This is a genomic window from Petropleomorpha daqingensis (genome assembly GCF_013408985.1).
GTDB classification, from domain to species: Bacteria; Actinomycetota; Actinomycetes; order Mycobacteriales; family Geodermatophilaceae; genus Petropleomorpha; species Petropleomorpha daqingensis.
Genome location: NZ_JACBZT010000001.1, coordinates 484,441 through 500,666, shown reverse-complemented (window position 1 = coordinate 500,666; position 16,226 = coordinate 484,441). Strand labels below are relative to the sequence as shown.

Here is a 16,226-nt window from a genome sequence, read left to right as displayed (position 1 = left end):
CGCGTCCACTGTGCGGTTCTGAACCCACAAACCCACACCCGGTAACGGGTCTGCGGTGTGTGACAGGTTCACAGCGTTACGGCGGCCATGGCGAGAGGGAAACGCCCGGTCACATTCCGAACCCGGAAGCTAAGCCTCTCAGCGCCGATGGTACTGCCCTGGAGACGGGGTGGGAGAGTAGGACGCCGCCGGACATACCTCACCGAAAGGGCCCCAGCCACCAGGCTGGGGCCCTTTCGCATACCCGGCCCGCGGTTGAGCGCGCGAAACCACCCGCGGTTAAGCGCGCGAAACCACCCGCGCTTTATCGCGATAAAGCACGCAGGGTCAGCGGCGGCGGGGTTCCTTGCTCGTGGCGCCCACGTTGTCGGCGAGCCAGGCGTTGAGCGTCTGCAGCTCCCGCCAGGCGGTGCGGACCTCGTCGAGGGCACGCCGCTCGTGCAGCCAGTCGGTCGGCTCCCAGGACCTCGAGGCGTGCAGCGCCTTGTGCTTCAGGAGCTCGACGCGCGGGGCATCGGCCGCGTAGCCCGACGGCACCCGGCTCAGGCGGTCGCCCCGGATCTCGAAGCCGGCCGAGGAGAGGCGTCCCACCTCTTGCTCCAGCCGCGACCCCTGGACGTCGTCCGCCACGGCCCGCCGGAACCGGTCCACCTGGTCGGACTCCAAGCGCCACGCCCCGCCGGCGACGTGCAGGCCCTCTGCGGAGATCTGCACGTACCAGGCCCCGGCTCCGCGCCCTTCCTGGACGACGACGGCGCCCTGGTGCGTCTTGTACGGCGTCTTGTCGTTGCTGAACCGGACGTCGCGGTACGGGCGGAACACCTTCGCCGACCCGAACTCCGCCTCCAGCTCCTCCAGCATCGCGAGCAGCGGCTTGCGCACGTACGCGTCGTAGTCGCCCTTGTGCCGGGTCCAGTAGGTCTTGCTGTTGTCGGCCTCCAGGCCCTCGTAGAAGACGAGCCCCTCGTCCGGGAACCCTTCGAAGGTCATCGGGCCTCCTCGGCCTCGTCGGAGCGGTGGTCGGTCAGCATCGTGTGCCAGCGGACCTCGCGCAGCGGCGCTCCGCCGGTCTCCAGCGTCCGGGCCCACCCCTGCGGTGCCCACCCGGCCGACTCGTAGAACCGGGCGGAGACGCCATCGGTCTCGGGCAACCACACCTGCAACCGCGCGGTCCCGGTGGCCATCGCCAGGTCGGCCACGGCGGCGAGCAGGCGGCTGCCGTGCCCGCGGCGTCCCCACCGGGGCTCCACCAGCAGGGTCGCGATCTCCGTCGTGGGGCCGGCCGGGTCGGGTACCTCGCCCGCGCCGAGCTCGGCAGGGCCGTAGGCGGCGAAGCCCACGATCTCGTCGCGCTCCACCGCGACCAGCACGCCGTGCCCCGGCGTCGGGGGCGCGGTCACCGCCGTCCGCCAGGCCTCGGTGGCGGCGTCCTCGTCCCACTCGTCGAGGACGGCGACCGGCAGCACGTCGCGGTACGCCGTCCGCCACGTGACCACCTGCACCCGGGCCACGGCCGGGGCGTCGTCCGGACGGGCGGGTCGCACGGAGACCTCCGCCGTCCCGGTGAACCGGGGAAAGGGGGTCGCGGCGTCCACCGGGGCAGCCTAGGACGGCACGCCGACACGGGTGGGCGCCGGTCGCGTTGCCGGGGGTGCTGGAATCGCGGGGTGACGACGACGCCCGACACCCGCCCGGCGACCGGATCCCGCGCGGTCAGCCCCGGCGTGGTGGGGGCGCTGCTGGTCGTCTACGTCGTCTGGGGTTCCACCTACCTGGCGATCAAGTACACCGTGGCCGACCTGCCGCCGCTGCTGGCGATGGGCTTCCGCTTCCTGCTCGCCGGGAGCCTGCTGCTGGCCATCGTCGTCGCCACCCGGGGCCGCCAGGCGCTGCGCATGACCCTTCGGCAGGCGGGCACCGCCGTCGCGTGCGGGTTGCTGCTGCTGGTCGGCGGCAACGGACTGGTCGCGGTGGCCGAGCAGTACGTCGACTCCGGCCTGGCGGCGCTGCTCATCGCGGCCACCCCGCTGTGGGTCGTGGTCCTCCGGGCGCTGCTCGGCGACCGGCCGGCCGCGAGCACCGTCGGCGGCCTGCTCGTGGGGATCGTCGGCGTCGCCGTGCTGCTGCGGCCGGGCTTCGGCGGAGCGCACGGGATCGGTCCGCTGCTGCTGGTCTGCCTGAGCTCGCTGCTCTGGTCCATCGGCACGGTGCTCGCCACCCGGCGACCGCTGCCCAAGGACCCGTTCGCCACGACGGTCGTCGAGATGGCCGCCGGCGGGCTGACGATGGTCGTGCTCGGCTCGATCGGCGGCGAGTGGGGGCGGGTCGACCTCGGCGCGGTCGACGCGTCGTCCTGGCTGGCGTTCGGCTACCTCGTGGTCGTCGGGAGCCTCGTCGCCTACAGCGCCTACGTGTGGCTGCTCGCGCACGCGCCGGTCTCCCTGGCGACCACCTACGCCTACGTCAACCCCGCCGTGGCGGTGGCGCTCGGCGCGCTGTTCCTCGGCGAGCCGCTGAGCACGCCGGTGCTCGTCGGCGGGGCGGTGATCATCGTCGCCGTCGCGGTGGTGATCAGCACCGAGGCGCGCAGCCTGCGCCGCCAGCAGCAGCTCCCGACCTGACGCTGTCGTACCCGGGAGGCAGGATCGCGCAGGTGAGCACCCGAGCCGAGCGACTACCGGCGCCCCTGGCCCGGCGCATCGCCCTCGCCGCGCAGGGCTTCGCCGATCCGCGGCCCGCCGGCGCCGTCGACACCCGGCAGCTGCGCCGGGTCACCTCCCGGCTGGCCGTCGTCCAGATCGACTCGGTGAACGTGCTCTCCCGCTCGCACTACCTGCCGGCGTTCAGCCGGCTCGGCGCCTACCCGCGCGCCGCGCTCGACGGCCTGGCCTACCGCCGCCGGGAGCTGTTCGAGTACTGGGCGCACGAGGCGTCGTTCCTGCCGGTCCGGCTGCAGCCCTTCCTGCGCTGGCGCATGGCCGCCGCCGAGCAGCACGCCTGGGGCTCCATGGTCCGCATCCAGCGCGAGCGGCCGGGCTACGTCGCCGAGATCGAGGCCCGGGTGCGCGAGGGCGGGCCGCTCAAGGCCAGCGATCTGCTCGAGCCCAAGCCCGACCGGCCCGGCACGATGTGGAACTGGCACGCCGGCAAGGTGGCGCTGGAGTGGCTCTTCTACACCGGCGTGCTCAGCGCCCGGTCCCGCACCGCGGGGTTCGAGCGCGTCTACGACCTCACCGAGCGGGTGATCCCGGCCGACGTCCTCGCCGTCCCCACCCCCGAGCCCGGCGTGGCCTTCCGCGAGCTGGTGCGGACGGCGGCGCGGGCGCTCGGCGTGGCCACCGAGCGCGACCTGCGCGACTACTTCCGGCTCAAGCCCGAGCCCGCGCGGCAGGCGATCGCCGAGCTGGCCGAGGCGGGGGAGCTGCAGCCGGTCGAGGTCGACGGCTGGGGCGCGCCCGCCTGGCTGGATCCGGAGGCGCGCCGGCCCCGCTGGATCCGCGCCCGTGCCCTGCTCAGCCCCTTCGACTCGTTGGTCTGGGAGCGACCGCGGGTCGAGCGCATCTGGGGCTTCCGGTACCGCATCGAGATCTACACGCCCGCGGACAAGCGGGTGCACGGCTACTACGTGCTGCCGTTCCTGCTCGGCGACGAGCTGGTCGGCCGCGTCGACATCAAGGCCGATCGCCAGGCCGGCGTGCTGCGGGTGCAGGCGGCCTACACCGAGGACGACGTCGACCGCGGGCTCGTGGCCACCGAGCTGGCCGGGGAGCTGGCCGCCATGGCCGACTGGATGGAGCTCGACGCGGTGTCGGTCACCGGCCGTGGAGACCTGGCCCGGGATCTGCAGACGGTGCTGGGACCGGCCGCCGAGGCGGGCTGACCCCGGCGGCGCGGGTGCTCAGCAGGCGGCGGAGCAGCAGCTGGCTCATACCGCGCTCGCCCGCCGCACCCGCTGGTCGCCCGAGACGGTGCGCAGCGACACGGTGACCTGCGCCGGGCCGTCGCCGGCGGTGGCCTCGTCGCCGTCGAGCTGCGACTCCATCCGCCCGGAGAGGCTGGACAGGTCCAACCACACCCGCAGGCCGGGGGCGATGCCGACCTCGATGTCGCCGGAGACCGTCTTGACGCCGACGGTGCCGCCGCTGACGTGGTCGATGCCGACGTCGCCGGACGCGGTGCTCACCGAGACGTCGCCGGTGACGGTGCCGACCTCGACGTCGCCGGAGGCGGTCTTGACCTCCAGCCCGGCGCCGACCGACTCCACCTGCACGTCGCCCGACGCCGAGCCCACGGTGGCGCGGCCGGTGACGGTGCCGAGCCGGGCGTCTCCGCTGGCCGTGCGCAGCTGCAGCTCGGTGCAGGACTCGACGTCGGCGTCGCCGCTGGCCCCGGTGAGCTCGGCGCGGCCGAGCTCACCGCGCAGCTCGGTGTCGGCGGAGGCGACCGCGATCCGGGTGGCGGTCCCGGTGGGGGCGGTCACCCGGATGGCGAAGGAGGGCGTGCGCAGCAGGCGCCGCTCGGGCACGTGCACGCGCAGCCGCGAGCCGACCAGGAACAGGTCGACGCGGTCGATCAGCTCCTCGGCGGTCGAGTCGAGCGCCTCGATCTCGACGACGTACTCGGGGGTGTCCTCGACCGCCTCGACGGTCACCGAGCCGGCGGGGTTGCGGACCTCGACGGCGTACGGGCCGGCGCCGACGGGAAAGCGGTGGACGCGGATCTCCACGGGTCCTCCAGGAAGTGGGTCGTTCGCGAGGGTCAGCTGCGCGCGAAGCCGGAGATGCGGCGCGGGCCGCGACCGGACGACGGCGGGGTGTTCGGGGCGCGCACGGCGGAGGAGACCGCCCGGACGAGCCACGCGTTGAGCGAGACGCCGGACGCGGCCGCGGCCGCCTCCGCCCGTGCCTTGAGCGGCTCGGGCAGCCGGAGGCTGATGCGGGCGACCGCGCCCTCCTCGTCGGCGTCGTCGTCCTCGAGATCGGGCTCCTCGACCGGTTCGTGCGGCACCGGCGGGACGACGACCACCTCCGGGTCGCGGCCGCGGAGCCGGATGTCGACCAGCCCGCCCTCCAGCGCCGCGGTCACCTCGGCCGCCATGTCGGACAGCGCGTTGGTGACGGTCAGCCGGACGGCCGGCTCCATCGTGTCGGCGAGCAGTCGGGCGGTCTCGCGGGCCTGCTCGCCCGCAGCGGCGGCCGCCGAGGTGAGCGAGTTGCGCAGGGCGTCGACGTAGTCGCTGAGATCCATGGACGCCATGGTGGCGTCAGTCCCCCCGCACGACGGCGTCGGGACCCCCGCTGTGGCGCCGCCAGGGCGCGAGCAGGCGGGCGACGTCGCGGTCGCGCGAGCGTCCGGCGTGCCGGGTGCGCGGGCGCGAGAGCTGCGCCCGGAGCTCTTCGGTGTAGGTCCAGTTATCCATGGCGTCAGCATGACACCATTCTGACGTCATCGCAAGCACCACAGTGAAGTCATGCTGATGTCGTCGGATCGCATGTCTAGGCTCGCCGCCGTGCCCCGGATCGCGCCGCTCCAGGTCCAGGTCATCGCCTGGACGTCGTTCGACCCGCCGGGCGACGTGCCGTGGGAGACCGATGCCGACGGTGGCCAGGCGCTGGCCGAGTTCGCCGGCCGCGCCTGCTACGAGTCCTGGGACAAGCCGAACCCGGCGACGGCGACCAACCAGGGGTTCCTGCGGCACATCCTCGAGGTGGGCCACGGCTCGGTGCTGGAGCACGCGAGCGTGACCATGTACCTCACCGGCGTCTCCCGCTCGCTCACCCACGAGCTGATCCGGCACCGCCACTTCTCCTTCAGCCAGCTCTCCCAGCGGCACGTGCCGGACGCCGTGGTCGAGCCGGCGGTGGTGGCGGCCGACCCCGAGCTGCACGAGAAGTTCCTGGCCGCGACCGACGCGGCCCTGGCCGCCTCCCGCGCGCTGCTGGACGCGCTCGAGAGCGGCATCGGCGACGCACCGAACGCGGCGCTGCGCCGTCGTCAGGCGCGGCAGGCCGCCCGCTCGCTGCTGCCGGCCTCCCTGGAGTCGCGCATCGTCGTCACCGGCAACTACCGGGCGTGGCGGCACTTCATCGCCATGCGGGCCAGCGAGCACGCCAACGTCGAGATGCGCGCCGTCGCGATCGCCTGCCTGCGCGAGCTGCAGCGGATCGCCGGCAACGCCTTCGACGACTTCCGGATCAGCCGCCTGGCCGACGGCACCGAGGTCGCCGCGAGCCCCTACGTCACCGAGGGCTGAACCCCACCTACAGTCGACGGGCACCGACGAGGGGGAGCGACGTGATCGACACCCAGTACGAGGACCTGCTCCGCCGGGTGCTGGACGGCGGCAGCGCGAAGTCCGACCGCACCGGCACCGGGACGACGAGCACCTTCGGCGAGCGGCTGCGCTACGACCTCTCCCAGGGCTTCCCGCTGGTCACCACGAAGAAGGTGCACTTCAAGTCGGTCGCCTACGAGCTGCTGTGGTTCCTGCGCGGCGAGGGCAACACGCGCTGGTTGCAGGAGCACGGCGTCACCATCTGGGACGAGTGGGCGGACGCCGACGGCGGCCTCGGCCCGGTCTACGGCGTGCAGTGGCGCTCCTGGCCGACCCCGGACGGCGGCACGATCGACCAGATCTCCCAGGTGCTGCAGACCCTCCGGTCCGACCCCGACTCCCGGCGGATGCTCGTCTCGGCCTGGAACGTCGGCGCGCTGCCGGAGATGGCGCTCGCGCCCTGCCACGCGATGTTCCAGTTCTACGTCGCCGACGGCCGGCTCTCCTGCCAGCTCTACCAGCGCAGCGCCGACCTGTTCCTCGGCGTCCCGTTCAACATCGCCAGCTACGCCCTGCTCACGCAGATGGTGGCCCAGCAGGTCGGGCTCGAGCCCGGCGACTTCATCTGGGTCGGCGGCGACTGCCACATCTACTCCAACCACGAGGCCCAGGTGCGCGAGCAGCTCACGCGGGAGGCCCGGCCGTTCCCGCGGCTGACCATCGACCCGGCGCCCTCGCTGTTCGAGTACGGGTACGAGAACTTCCACGTGCACGACTACGACCCGCACCCTGCCATCCGCGGCGCGGTGGCCGTGTGAGTCCGGTCCGCCTGATCTGGGCGCAGGGCCCGGACGGCGTCATCGGCGTCGACGGCGACCTGCCCTGGGACCTGCCGGAGGACCGCCGGCTGTTCAAGGCGCTGACCAGCGGCGGCACCGTCGTCATGGGCCGGCGCACCTGGGAGTCGCTGCCGCCGCGGTTCCGGCCGCTGCCCGGCCGCCGCAACGTCGTCCTCAGCACCACCCTCGACGCGGCCGACGGCGCCGAGATCGCCCGCTCGGTCGACGAGGTGCTCGCCGCCGGGCACGACCGGCTCTGGGTCATCGGCGGTGGCGGGGTCTACGAGGCGTTCCTGCCGCACGCCGACGAGGTCGTGATCACCGAGGTGGAGGGCTCGTTCCCCGGCGACACGTTCGCCCCACGCCTGGACGACGGCTGGACCAAGGGCCGGAGCCTCCCCGACGGCGGCCGCCTCGAGTCGTCCACCGGGCTGCGGTTCGGCGTGACGTGGTGGCACCGCGGGGACGGCGCAGCCACCAGCCCCGTCCCGGGCGTGCTCGCCGAGGTGCTCGGGGAGCTCCCGACGCGCTAGCGTGCCCGCCCGTGGCCAGGTCGTGGACGTCCCGGGTGGGCACCGTGCTGCTGTCGGCCGGTGCGATCGTCGGCCTGACGGCGGTGCCGTCGTCGGCGGGCGGGGGCGCCGGGTCGGCCGGTGCCGGTGACCCCTACTTCCCGCTGCAGGGCAACGGCGGCTACGACGTCGCCCACTACGACCTCACCCTCGCCACCACCCCGGCCACCGGGCGGCTCGACGCCGTCGCGGCGATCACCGCGACCGCGACGCAGCAGCTGAAGGCGTTCGACCTCGACCTGCGCCGCACGCTCACCGTCTCGGCGGTCACCGTCGACGGCCGGCCGGCGGCGTTCGCCCAGCCGGCCTCGCTCGGCCAGGAGCTCGTGGTCACCCCGGCCTCCCCGGTACGGGTCGGCGCGCAGTTCACCGTCGTCGTCCGCTACGGCGGCGTCCCGGTCGAGGTGACCGACCCCGACGGGTCCGTCGAGGGCTGGGTGCGCACGGCCGACGGCGCCTTCGTGGTGAACGAGCCGCAGGGCTCGCCCGGCTGGTACCCCTGCAACGACACCCCGACGGACAAGGCGACGTACGACTTCCACGTCACCGTCCCGACCGGTGTCACCGCCGTCGCCAACGGTGAGCTGGTCCGCGCACCGCGCACGAGTGGCGGGCGCACCACCTTCGACTGGCACCTGGGTCAGCCGATCTCGACCTACCTGTCCTTCGCCACCACCGGCCAGTTCCAGGTGACCACGGGCCGCACGCCCGGTGGCATCCCCTACTTCACCGCCGTGGACCCGGCGCAGCCGTCGGACCTCTCGCAGCTGCCGGCGATGGTCGACTTCTTCGGCACCGTCTTCGGCCGCTACCCGTTCTCCTCCACCGGTGCCCTGGTGGACGACGCGCCGGAGGTCGGCTACGCGCTCGAGACGGCGACGCGGCCGTCGTTCGACTCGGCGCCCGACGAGCTCACCCTCGCCCACGAGCTGGCGCACCAGTGGTTCGGCGACAGCGTGACCGTGGCCCGCTGGCGCGACATCTGGCTCAACGAGGGCTTCGCCGAGTGGTCGTCGTGGTTCTGGAGCGAGCACAGCGGTCAGACGAGCGCCCAGCAGTTCTTCAAGAAGTACTACGCGACCCCGGCCTCGAAGACCGACTTCTGGAACCCGCCGCCGGGCGACCCGGGTGACGCCGCCGATCTCTTCGACGACTCGATCTACGAGCGCGGGGCGATGACCCTGCAGGCCCTGCGGGTGAAGATCGGGGACGACGCCGCCTTCCTCGGCCTGCTGCACGACTGGCAGACGGCGCACCGGTTCGGCAACGCGCGCGTCGAGGACTTCGTCGCGTTCACCGTCGCGCGCTTCCCCCAGGTGCCCGGACTGCAGCACTTCTTCCAGGTCTGGCTGTACGACCCGGGCAAGCCGGCCAACTGGTGACCGCCGTCCGGGAGGCGGCTCGGTAGATTCGACGCATGAACCCGGACCCCGCCCGGCCCTTCGGCCGCGTGCTGACGGCGATGGTGACGCCCTTCGCCGACGACGGGACGATCGATCTCGCCGGCGCCCAGGAGCTCGCCGCCTCGCTGGTCGACCGCGGCGCCCACGACGGACTCGTCATCGCCGGGACGACGGGGGAGTCCCCGACGGTCACCGACGCCGAGCAGCGCGCCGTCCTGGAGGCGGTGATCGACGCCGTCGGCGACCGTGCTGCTGTCGTCGCCGGTGTCGGCACCAACGACACCGCGCACACCATCGAGAAGGCACGCGACGCCGAGCGGCTCGGCGCGGCCGGCCTGCTGGTGGTCACCCCGTACTACAACAAGCCGCCGCAGGCGGGCCTGCTCCGGCACTTCACCGCCGTCGCCGACGCGACCGACCTGCCGGTGATGCTCTACGACATCCCGCCGCGCTCCGTGGTGCCGATCGAGGTCGAGACCCTCGTCCGGCTCGCCGAGCACCCGCGGATCGTCGCGGTCAAGGACGCCAAGGGCGACCTCGGCGCGATGTCCTGGACGATGGCGCGCACCGACCTCGCCTACTACAGCGGCGAGGACATGCTGAACTTCCCGATCCTCGCGATCGGCGGGGTGGGCGTCGTGAGCGTGGTCGGCCACGTGGTCGGCCCGCGGCTGGCCGAACTGGTCGCCGCGGTCGAGTCCGGCGACCTGGTCAAGGCCCGCGCGGTGCACGAGAGCCTGCTGCCGGTCTACTCCGGCGTGATGGGCGGCGGGCAGGGCGTCATGATGATCAAGGCGGCGCTGCGCGAGCTCGGGCTGCCCGCCGGCCCGGTCCGCCCGCCGCTGGTCGACGCCACGCCCGAGCAGGTGGCGAAGCTGCGCACCGATCTGACCGCCGGAGGGGTGGCCCTGTGATGAATGGCGCTGCGAGAGCCGCGGGAACCCACCTGTCGTGACCATCGCCCAGCCCCACCTGGACCTGCAGGCACCCCCACGGCTGCCGGAGGGCGCGCTCCGGGTCATGGCCCTCGGTGGCCTCGGCGAGATCGGCCGCAACATGGCCGTGCTCGAGTTCGAGGGCAAGCTGCTGGTCATCGACTGCGGCGTGCTCTTCCCGGAGGCCGAGCAGCCCGGCGTCGACCTGATCCTGCCCGACTTCGGCGTCATCGAGCACCGGCTCGGCGACATTGCCGCCGTCGTCCTCTCCCACGGGCACGAGGACCACATCGGCGCCGTGCCGTACCTGCTCCGCCTGCGCGAGGACATCCCGCTGGTCGGCTCGCGGTTCACCCTCGCCCTGGTGGCCGCGAAACTGCGCGAGCACCGCCTCGACCCGCGGCTGGTCGAGGTCGCGGCCGGCGACGACCACGTGGCCGGGCCGTTCCACTGCGAGTTCCTCAGCGTCAACCACTCGATCCCCGACGCGCTGGCCGTCGCGGTGCACACCCCGGCGGGCACCCTGGTGCACACCGGCGACTTCAAGATGGACCAGCTGCCGCTCGACGGCGTCCTCACCGACCTCGGCGCGTTCGCCCGGCTCGGCCTGCAGGGCATCGACCTGCTGCTCGCCGACTCCACCAACGCCGAGGTACCCGGGTTCGTCACCTCCGAGCGGGCGATCGGCCCGGTGCTGGAAGACGTGTTCCGCCGGGCCACGCAGCGGCTGATCGTCTCCAGCTTCGCCAGCCACGTGCACCGCATCCAGCAGGTCCTCGACGCCGCCGAGATGCACGGCCGCAAGGTGGCCTTCGTCGGCCGCTCGATGGTGCGCAACATGGGCGTGGCCCGAGACCTCGGGCTGCTGCGCGTCGCGCCCGGGCTGATGGTGTCGCTGGACGAGGCGACGTCGATGCCGCCGGAGCAGGTCGTGCTGGTCAGCACCGGCTCGCAGGGCGAGCCGCTCTCGGCCCTCGGCCGGATGGCACGCGGCGAGCACCACCAGGTGACCATCGAGGCCGGCGACACCATCGTGCTGGCCTCCTCGCTCGTGCCCGGCAACGAGACCGCCGTCTACAAGGTGATCAACGGGCTGGCCCGGCTGGGCGCCACCGTGATCCACAAGGAGACGGCAATGGTGCACGTCTCCGGGCACGCCCCGGCCGGCGAGCTGCGCACGCTGCTCAACGTCTCCAAGCCCCGCTACCTCATGCCGGTGCACGGCGAGTGGCGGCACCTGCGCGCGCACGCCGCGCTGGCCGAGCAGACCGGGATGAGCGGAGACCGGGTCCTGCTGGCCGAGAACGGCGTCGTGATCGACCTGGTCGACGGCAAGGCGAGCATCACCGGGCACGTACCGGTCGGCGACGTCTACGTCGACGGGCTCAACGTCGGCGACGTGGGGGAGGAGTCGCTGCAGGCGCGGCGCATCCTCGGCGACGAGGGGTTCGTCGCGCTGACCGTCGTCGTCGAGCCGTCCACCCGCACGATCGTGCGACCGGTGCACCTGTCCACCCGCGGCTTCTCCGACGACCCGGCCGCGTTCGACGAGGTGCTCGCGCTGGTGGAGGGCAAGCTCAAGGAGGCGCTGGCGGACGGCGAGGTCGACGCCCACCGGCTCTCCCAGGTGATCCGGCGGACGGTCGGCAAGTGGGTGTCCGACACCTACCGCCGCCGGCCGATGATCATCCCGACGGTCCTCGAGGTCTAACGAGCGCGCACCACCTCGATGGGTGCGATGCCCTCGTCGGCGGGGAGCTCGAAGCCCCAGATCTGGGCGTAGAAGGAGAGCTCGCCGTCCAGGGCGGCCCGGATGTTCTCGGCCCGCCGGAAGCCGTGCTGCTCGCCGGGGAACAGCAGGTAGGTGTGCGGCACGCCGTTCTGCCGCAGCGCGGCGACGATCGCCTCCGCCTGCGCGGGCGGCACGATCCTGTCCTCCTCGCCCTGGAAGACGGCCAGGGGGGTGGACAGCGCGTCGACGTGGGAGAGCGGGGAGCGCTCGGCGTAGACGTCCGCGCCGGCCGGGTAGGGCGCGACCAGGCCGTCGAGGTAGCGGGACTCGAACTTGTGCGTGTCGGCGGCCAGCGCGGTCAGGTCGGCGACGCCGAAGTGGCTGGCGCCGGCGGTGAAGACGCCCGGGCGCATGGTGAGCGCGGCCAGGGTCGTGTACCCGCCGGCCGAGCCGCCGCGGATCGCGGCGCGCGCCGGGTCGATCCGGCCGGCGTCGACCAGGTGCCGTACCACGGCGACGACGTCGTCGAGGTCGACCACGCCCCAGCGGCCCTTGAGCGCCTCGCGGTAGCGGCGGCCGTAGCCGGTCGAGCCGCGGTAGTCGACGTCGGCCACGCAGAACCCGCGGGAGGTCCAGTACTGCACCGACAGGTCGAGCACCGACGACGCCGCCGCCGTCGGGCCGCCGTGCACCACGACCAGCAGCGGCGGCAGCTCGCCGGCCGGGGCGGTCACCTCGGGGTTCGTGGGCGGGTACACCAGCGCGTGCGCCTCGGCGATGCCGGTGCCGGCCTCGTCGGTCGGGAAGGTGACGTGCTCGGGCCGGGCGAACCAGGCCGGGTCGAGCCCGAGGTCGCGCGCCGGCCGCAGCACCTCCGCGGAGCCGTCGTCGACGCCGACCCGGAGCACGACCGGCTCGCTCGTCGGACCGCCGGCGATGCAGACCACGGCGTCGCCCTGCGCGGCGAGCGAGCCGAACGCGGCGTAGGGCAGGTCGAGCTCGCGCAGCCCGCCGTCGGGGGCGAGGACGGCGAGCCGGTCGGCACCGTTGCGGGCGAACGCCAGCGCGATCCGGCCGTCGGGGAGGAGGGCGAACCGGCGCTGCCCGAACACCCACTGCGGGCCCGCGATGTCGCTGCCGACGTCGAGCACCAGCTCGGCCTCGCCGCCCGGCCGCCAGCGGTGCAGCGACCAGACGTCCGTGGCGTCGGAGAGGAACCACAGCGTGCCGTCGGACCCCCAGGTGGGCTGGACGACCGACTCACCCGCGCCGCCGGCCACCACTGTCTCGGTGCCGTCGACGGCGCGGACCACCAGCTGCGCGGCGTCCCACGGCATGTCCGGGTGGTCCCACTGCAGCCACGACAGCGTCCCGCCGTCCGGGCCGAGGGCGGGGTCGGAGAAGAAGTCGTGCCCGCCGACCAGCACGGTCTGCCCGCCGTCGGGGGTGATCCGGACGACCTCGTTGACGACGTCGGCGGCGGCACCGCTGTCGGTGTGCGTCTCCCGGACGGCGAGCAGCGACCCGTCGCCGACGGCGCGCAGGTCGGCGTACCGGACGCCGGACGGCAGCACGGGCTCCGCGGTGACGGCGACCGGCTCGGCCGTGCCCGGGTCGAGCCGGTGCAGGCGCTGGTCGGCGAAGTGGGTGAACCACAGCGTGCCCGCGGCGACCGTCCACGACCCACCGCCGTACTCGTGCACGCGGGTGCGGGCGTTCCACGGGGGAGGCAGCACGTCGGCGCCGTCCCGGACGATCGCCGTCCGGCCGGCCTCGCCCGGGCGGGACTCGCCCCACCAGACGGAGTCGCCGTCGACCGCGACCCCCGCGGGGCGGGCGGCCTTGCGGACCACGAGCTCGGAGGTGACGGGGGTCGGCCAGCTGCCGTAGGGGAGCTCCACCCCTCAGACGGTAGGTGGCGGACACGACGCCTCGCCTGCCCGGTCAGCAGGCCCGACGGCATTACCGTCTGACGTATGCCTGCCCGCACCACGCCGAACCGTCGGCCGGCGTCGTCGTCCCGGAGCCGCTCCGGGTCGACCGCGTCGCGCAAGCGGGCGCCCGCCAAGCGGACGGCCGCGGGCAACCGCCGGCCCGCCGCCCGGAAGAAGCAGTCGAACGGCGGCCTGCTGCGCCTCGTCGGGGGCGGCTGGTCGTTGCTGGCCCGCGGCGTCGGCAGCGTCGCCCGCTCGGTCGCCCGACCGGACGAGGCCGAGCCGCTCGCCCCCGAACACCGCCGCGACGGCGTCGGCCTCGCCGTCCTGGGCCTGGCGGTCGTGCTCGGCGCGGCCGTGTGGACCAACGGCATCGGGCCGGTCGGCGAGGGGATCGCCACCGGCTCCCGCTGGATCGTCGGCTCGATCGTCGTCGTCCTGCCGGTGTTCTTCCTCTTCGTCTCGCTGCGGCTGCTGCGGCACCCCGCCGACCCCGAGGCCCGAGGGCGGCTGCTGATCGGCTGGATCTGCATGACCGCCGCCGTGCTCGGCGTCGCGTCGGTCGTCGGTGGCGGCGCCGAGCACGGGCCGAAGCAGGGCGAGCCCGGGTCCGGCGGTCTCGTCGGCTGGGCGGTCGGCACGCCGCTGACCGCCGGGGTCGGTGCGGTGGTCACCGTCGTCCTGCTGGTGCTGCTGGCCTTCTTCGGGCTGCTCGTGGTCACCGCGACGCCGGTGCACCAGATCCCCGAGCGGCTGCGCGAGCTCGGCGACCGGATGCTCGGCCGCGACTACGACGACGAGGACTACGACGAGGACGAGTACGACGAGGAGCCCGAGGAGGCGCCGCGCCGCGGTCGCCGCGCCAAGGCGCTCTCGGAGGACATGCTCGCCACCGGGCCGATCGACACCGGCGCGCTCGACGCGGCCGCCGAGGCGGTCGTGCACGAGCCGACGCTGCCGCCCGTGCCGGTCGCCCGTCCGATGCCGGTCGACCGCACCGCTCCGCCGGAGGAGCTCGAGCCGATCACCGAGCCCGAGCAGCTGCGCATCCAGCCGGTCGAGGGCGACTACGTCCTGCCGTCGGTCACCATGCTGCGTCCGGGCACCCCGCCGCGGGCACGGTCGAAGTCCAACGACGTCGCCATCGAGGCGATCACCGGCGTCCTCGAGCAGTTCAACATCGACGCCGCGGTCACCGGCTTCACCCGCGGCCCGACGGTCACCCGCTACGAGGTCGAGCTCGGCCCCGCGGTCAAGGTCGAGAAGATCACCCAGCTGACCAAGAACATCGCCTACGCGGTGGCCAACGACAACATCCGCATCCTGGCGCCGATCCCGGGCAAGTCCGCGGTCGGCATCGAGGTCCCGAACACCGACCGCGAGACCGTCAGCCTCGGCGACGTGCTGCGCTCCGGTGCGGCCAAGCAGGACCCGCACCCGATGCTGGTCGGCCTCGGCAAGGACATCGAAGGCGGCTTCGTCTGCGCCAACCTGGCGAAGATGCCGCACCTCCTGGTCGCCGGTGCCACCGGTGCCGGTAAGTCCAGCTGCATCAACTCGCTGCTGACCTCGCTGCTGCTGCGGGCCACGCCCGACCAGCTGCGGATGATCCTGGTCGACCCGAAGATGGTCGAGCTCACGCCGTACGACGGCATCCCGCACCTGATCACGCCGATCATCACCGACCCCAAGAAGGCGGCCACCGCGCTGGCCTGGCTGGTCGAGGAGATGGAGCAGCGCTACCAGGACATGCGGGCGACCGGCGTCCGGCACATCGACGACTTCAACCGCAAGGTGGAGAAGGGCGAGATCACCGCCCCGCCCGGCAGCGAGCGGGTCTACCGGCCCTACCCGTACATCCTCGCCGTCGTCGACGAGCTCGCCGACCTCATGATGGTCGCCCCCCGGGACGTCGAGGACTACATCGTCCGCATCACCCAGAAGGCCCGTGCCGCGGGCATCCACCTCGTGCTGGCCACGCAGCGGCCGTCGGTCGACGTCGTGACCGGCCTGATCAAGGCCAACGTGCCGTCGCGGCTGGCGTTCTCCACCTCCAGCCTCACCGACAGCCGGGTCATCCTCGACCAGCCGGGCGCGGAGAAGCTCATCGGCATGGGTGACGCGCTGTTCCTGCCCATCGGTGCGGGCAAGCCCATGCGCGTCCAGGGCGCCTACGTGTCCGACACCGAGATCGAGGCGGTCGTCGAGTTCACCAAGCGGCAGGCCGAGCCGGAGTACCGCGAGGAGGTCTTCTCCGCCGGCCAGGCCGAGAAGAAGGAGATCGACGAGGACATCGGCGGCGACCTGGACCTGCTGCTGCAGGCGGTCGAGCTCATCGTCACCAGCCAGTTCGGGTCGACGTCGATGCTGCAGCGCAAGCTGCGGGTGGGCTTCGCCAAGGCCGGCCGGCTCATGGACCTCATGGAGAGCCGCGGCATCGTCGGGCCGTCGGAGGGCTCGAAGGCCCGCGACGTCCTCGTCAAGCCCGACGAACTCGAGGCGACCTTGTTCACTCTCCGTGGCGGCAGCGACTGATC

15 protein-coding genes and 1 rRNA gene are annotated in these 16,226 nt (G+C 73.4%); 10 read left to right on the top strand and 6 right to left on the bottom strand.

Going from position 1 to position 16,226, the window contains the following annotated elements; translation table 11 throughout:
• The first annotated feature begins 77 nt into the window (after window positions 1-77).
• A 5S ribosomal RNA gene (gene rrf, locus GGQ55_RS02465) occupies window positions 78-194 on the top strand.
• 133 nt (window positions 195-327) lie between these two features.
• On the opposite strand, the gene GGQ55_RS02460 is transcribed toward rrf, so the two are convergent.
• Entirely contained in the window at window positions 328-990 is a 663-nt protein-coding gene (locus GGQ55_RS02460; RefSeq protein WP_179714955.1) for a DUF2461 domain-containing protein, read from the bottom strand.
• On the bottom strand, window positions 987-1,595 hold the full coding sequence (locus GGQ55_RS02455; protein ID WP_179714954.1) for a GNAT family N-acetyltransferase: 609 nt from the start codon (window positions 1,593-1,595) through the stop codon (window positions 987-989). Before GGQ55_RS02455 ends, GGQ55_RS02460 begins: the two co-directional genes overlap by 4 nt.
• Window positions 1,596-1,667: 72 nt before the next feature.
• Here GGQ55_RS02455 and GGQ55_RS02450 point away from each other — a divergent pair, with 72 nt between their 5' ends.
• Both GGQ55_RS02450 and GGQ55_RS02445 read left to right on the top strand, forming a co-directional pair.
• A complete protein-coding gene (locus GGQ55_RS02450; RefSeq protein ID WP_218859134.1) occupies window positions 1,668-2,621 on the top strand; it encodes an EamA family transporter in 954 nt (317 codons plus the stop codon).
• A 32-nt stretch (window positions 2,622-2,653) separates the two neighbouring features.
• Entirely contained in the window at window positions 2,654-3,880 is a 1,227-nt protein-coding gene (locus GGQ55_RS02445; RefSeq protein ID WP_179714953.1) for a winged helix-turn-helix domain-containing protein, read from the top strand.
• A gap of 45 nt (window positions 3,881-3,925) precedes the next feature.
• Here GGQ55_RS02445 and GGQ55_RS28190 read toward each other — a convergent pair whose 3' ends face one another.
• From GGQ55_RS28190 to GGQ55_RS02430, 3 genes are read right to left on the bottom strand one after another with little or no spacing between them, the layout of a single operon-like run.
• Window positions 3,926-4,726 (bottom strand): DUF4097 family beta strand repeat-containing protein, encoded by an 801-nt coding sequence (locus GGQ55_RS28190; protein WP_179714952.1) that lies wholly within the window; start codon window positions 4,724-4,726, stop codon window positions 3,926-3,928.
• Window positions 4,727-4,758: 32 nt separating this feature from the next.
• Window positions 4,759-5,247, bottom strand: coding sequence for a toxin-antitoxin system HicB family antitoxin (locus tag GGQ55_RS02435; protein WP_179714951.1), 489 nt, complete (start codon window positions 5,245-5,247; stop codon window positions 4,759-4,761).
• Between the two features lie 16 nt (window positions 5,248-5,263).
• A complete protein-coding gene (locus tag GGQ55_RS02430; protein ID WP_179714950.1) occupies window positions 5,264-5,419 on the bottom strand; it encodes a hypothetical protein in 156 nt (51 codons plus the stop codon).
• A gap of 90 nt (window positions 5,420-5,509) precedes the next feature.
• On the opposite strand from GGQ55_RS02430, the gene thyX reads away from it, so the two are divergent.
• The 6 genes from thyX to GGQ55_RS02400 are packed head-to-tail and all read left to right on the top strand — an operon-like array spanning window position 5,510 to window position 11,734.
• Window positions 5,510-6,253 carry an FAD-dependent thymidylate synthase gene (gene thyX, locus GGQ55_RS02425; protein WP_366488584.1) on the top strand — a complete coding sequence of 248 codons (744 nt, stop codon included), beginning with the start codon at window positions 5,510-5,512 and terminating at the stop codon, window positions 6,251-6,253.
• Between the two features lie 41 nt (window positions 6,254-6,294).
• On the top strand, window positions 6,295-7,092 hold the full coding sequence (locus GGQ55_RS02420) for a thymidylate synthase (RefSeq protein WP_366488583.1): 798 nt from the start codon (window positions 6,295-6,297) through the stop codon (window positions 7,090-7,092).
• On the top strand, window positions 7,089-7,646 hold the full coding sequence (locus GGQ55_RS02415; protein ID WP_179714948.1) for a dihydrofolate reductase: 558 nt from the start codon (window positions 7,089-7,091) through the stop codon (window positions 7,644-7,646). Before GGQ55_RS02420 ends, GGQ55_RS02415 begins: the two co-directional genes overlap by 4 nt.
• 11 nt (window positions 7,647-7,657) lie before the next feature.
• The gene (locus tag GGQ55_RS02410; RefSeq protein ID WP_179714947.1) at window positions 7,658-9,067 is read left to right on the top strand and encodes a M1 family metallopeptidase; all 1,410 of its coding nucleotides are present in this window, start codon (window positions 7,658-7,660) and stop codon (window positions 9,065-9,067) included.
• 35 nt (window positions 9,068-9,102) lie between these two features.
• Window positions 9,103-10,002 (top strand): 4-hydroxy-tetrahydrodipicolinate synthase, encoded by a 900-nt coding sequence (dapA, locus tag GGQ55_RS02405; protein WP_179714946.1) that lies wholly within the window; start codon window positions 9,103-9,105, stop codon window positions 10,000-10,002.
• A 37-nt stretch (window positions 10,003-10,039) separates the two neighbouring features.
• Window positions 10,040-11,734, top strand: coding sequence for a ribonuclease J (locus GGQ55_RS02400; protein WP_366488581.1), 1,695 nt, complete (start codon window positions 10,040-10,042; stop codon window positions 11,732-11,734).
• Here GGQ55_RS02400 and GGQ55_RS02395 read toward each other — a convergent pair.
• Window positions 11,731-13,656, bottom strand: a complete 1,926-nt coding sequence (locus tag GGQ55_RS02395) for a prolyl oligopeptidase family serine peptidase (RefSeq protein WP_179714945.1) — start codon at window positions 13,654-13,656, stop codon at window positions 11,731-11,733. The genes GGQ55_RS02400 and GGQ55_RS02395 overlap by 4 nt on opposite strands.
• 75 nt (window positions 13,657-13,731) lie before the next feature.
• Here GGQ55_RS02395 and GGQ55_RS02390 point away from each other — a divergent pair, with 75 nt between their 5' ends.
• Complete coding sequence (locus GGQ55_RS02390; RefSeq protein ID WP_179714944.1) at window positions 13,732-16,224, top strand: FtsK/SpoIIIE family DNA translocase; 2,493 nt, start codon at window positions 13,732-13,734, stop codon at window positions 16,222-16,224.
• Window positions 16,225-16,226: the final 2 nt, after the last annotated feature.

Coding starts and splice junctions, on each gene's coding strand:
- GGQ55_RS02430 (WP_179714950.1), bottom strand. CDS start 5,419: ATGGATAACTGGACCTACACCGAAGAGCTCCGGGCGCAGCTCTCGCGC.
- GGQ55_RS02460 (WP_179714955.1), bottom strand. CDS start 990: ATGACCTTCGAAGGGTTCCCGGACGAGGGGCTCGTCTTCTACGAGGGC.
- GGQ55_RS02435 (WP_179714951.1), bottom strand. CDS start 5,247: ATGGATCTCAGCGACTACGTCGACGCCCTGCGCAACTCGCTCACCTCG.
- dapA (WP_179714946.1), top strand. CDS start 9,103: ATGAACCCGGACCCCGCCCGGCCCTTCGGCCGCGTGCTGACGGCGATG.
- GGQ55_RS02390 (WP_179714944.1), top strand. CDS start 13,732: ATGCCTGCCCGCACCACGCCGAACCGTCGGCCGGCGTCGTCGTCCCGG.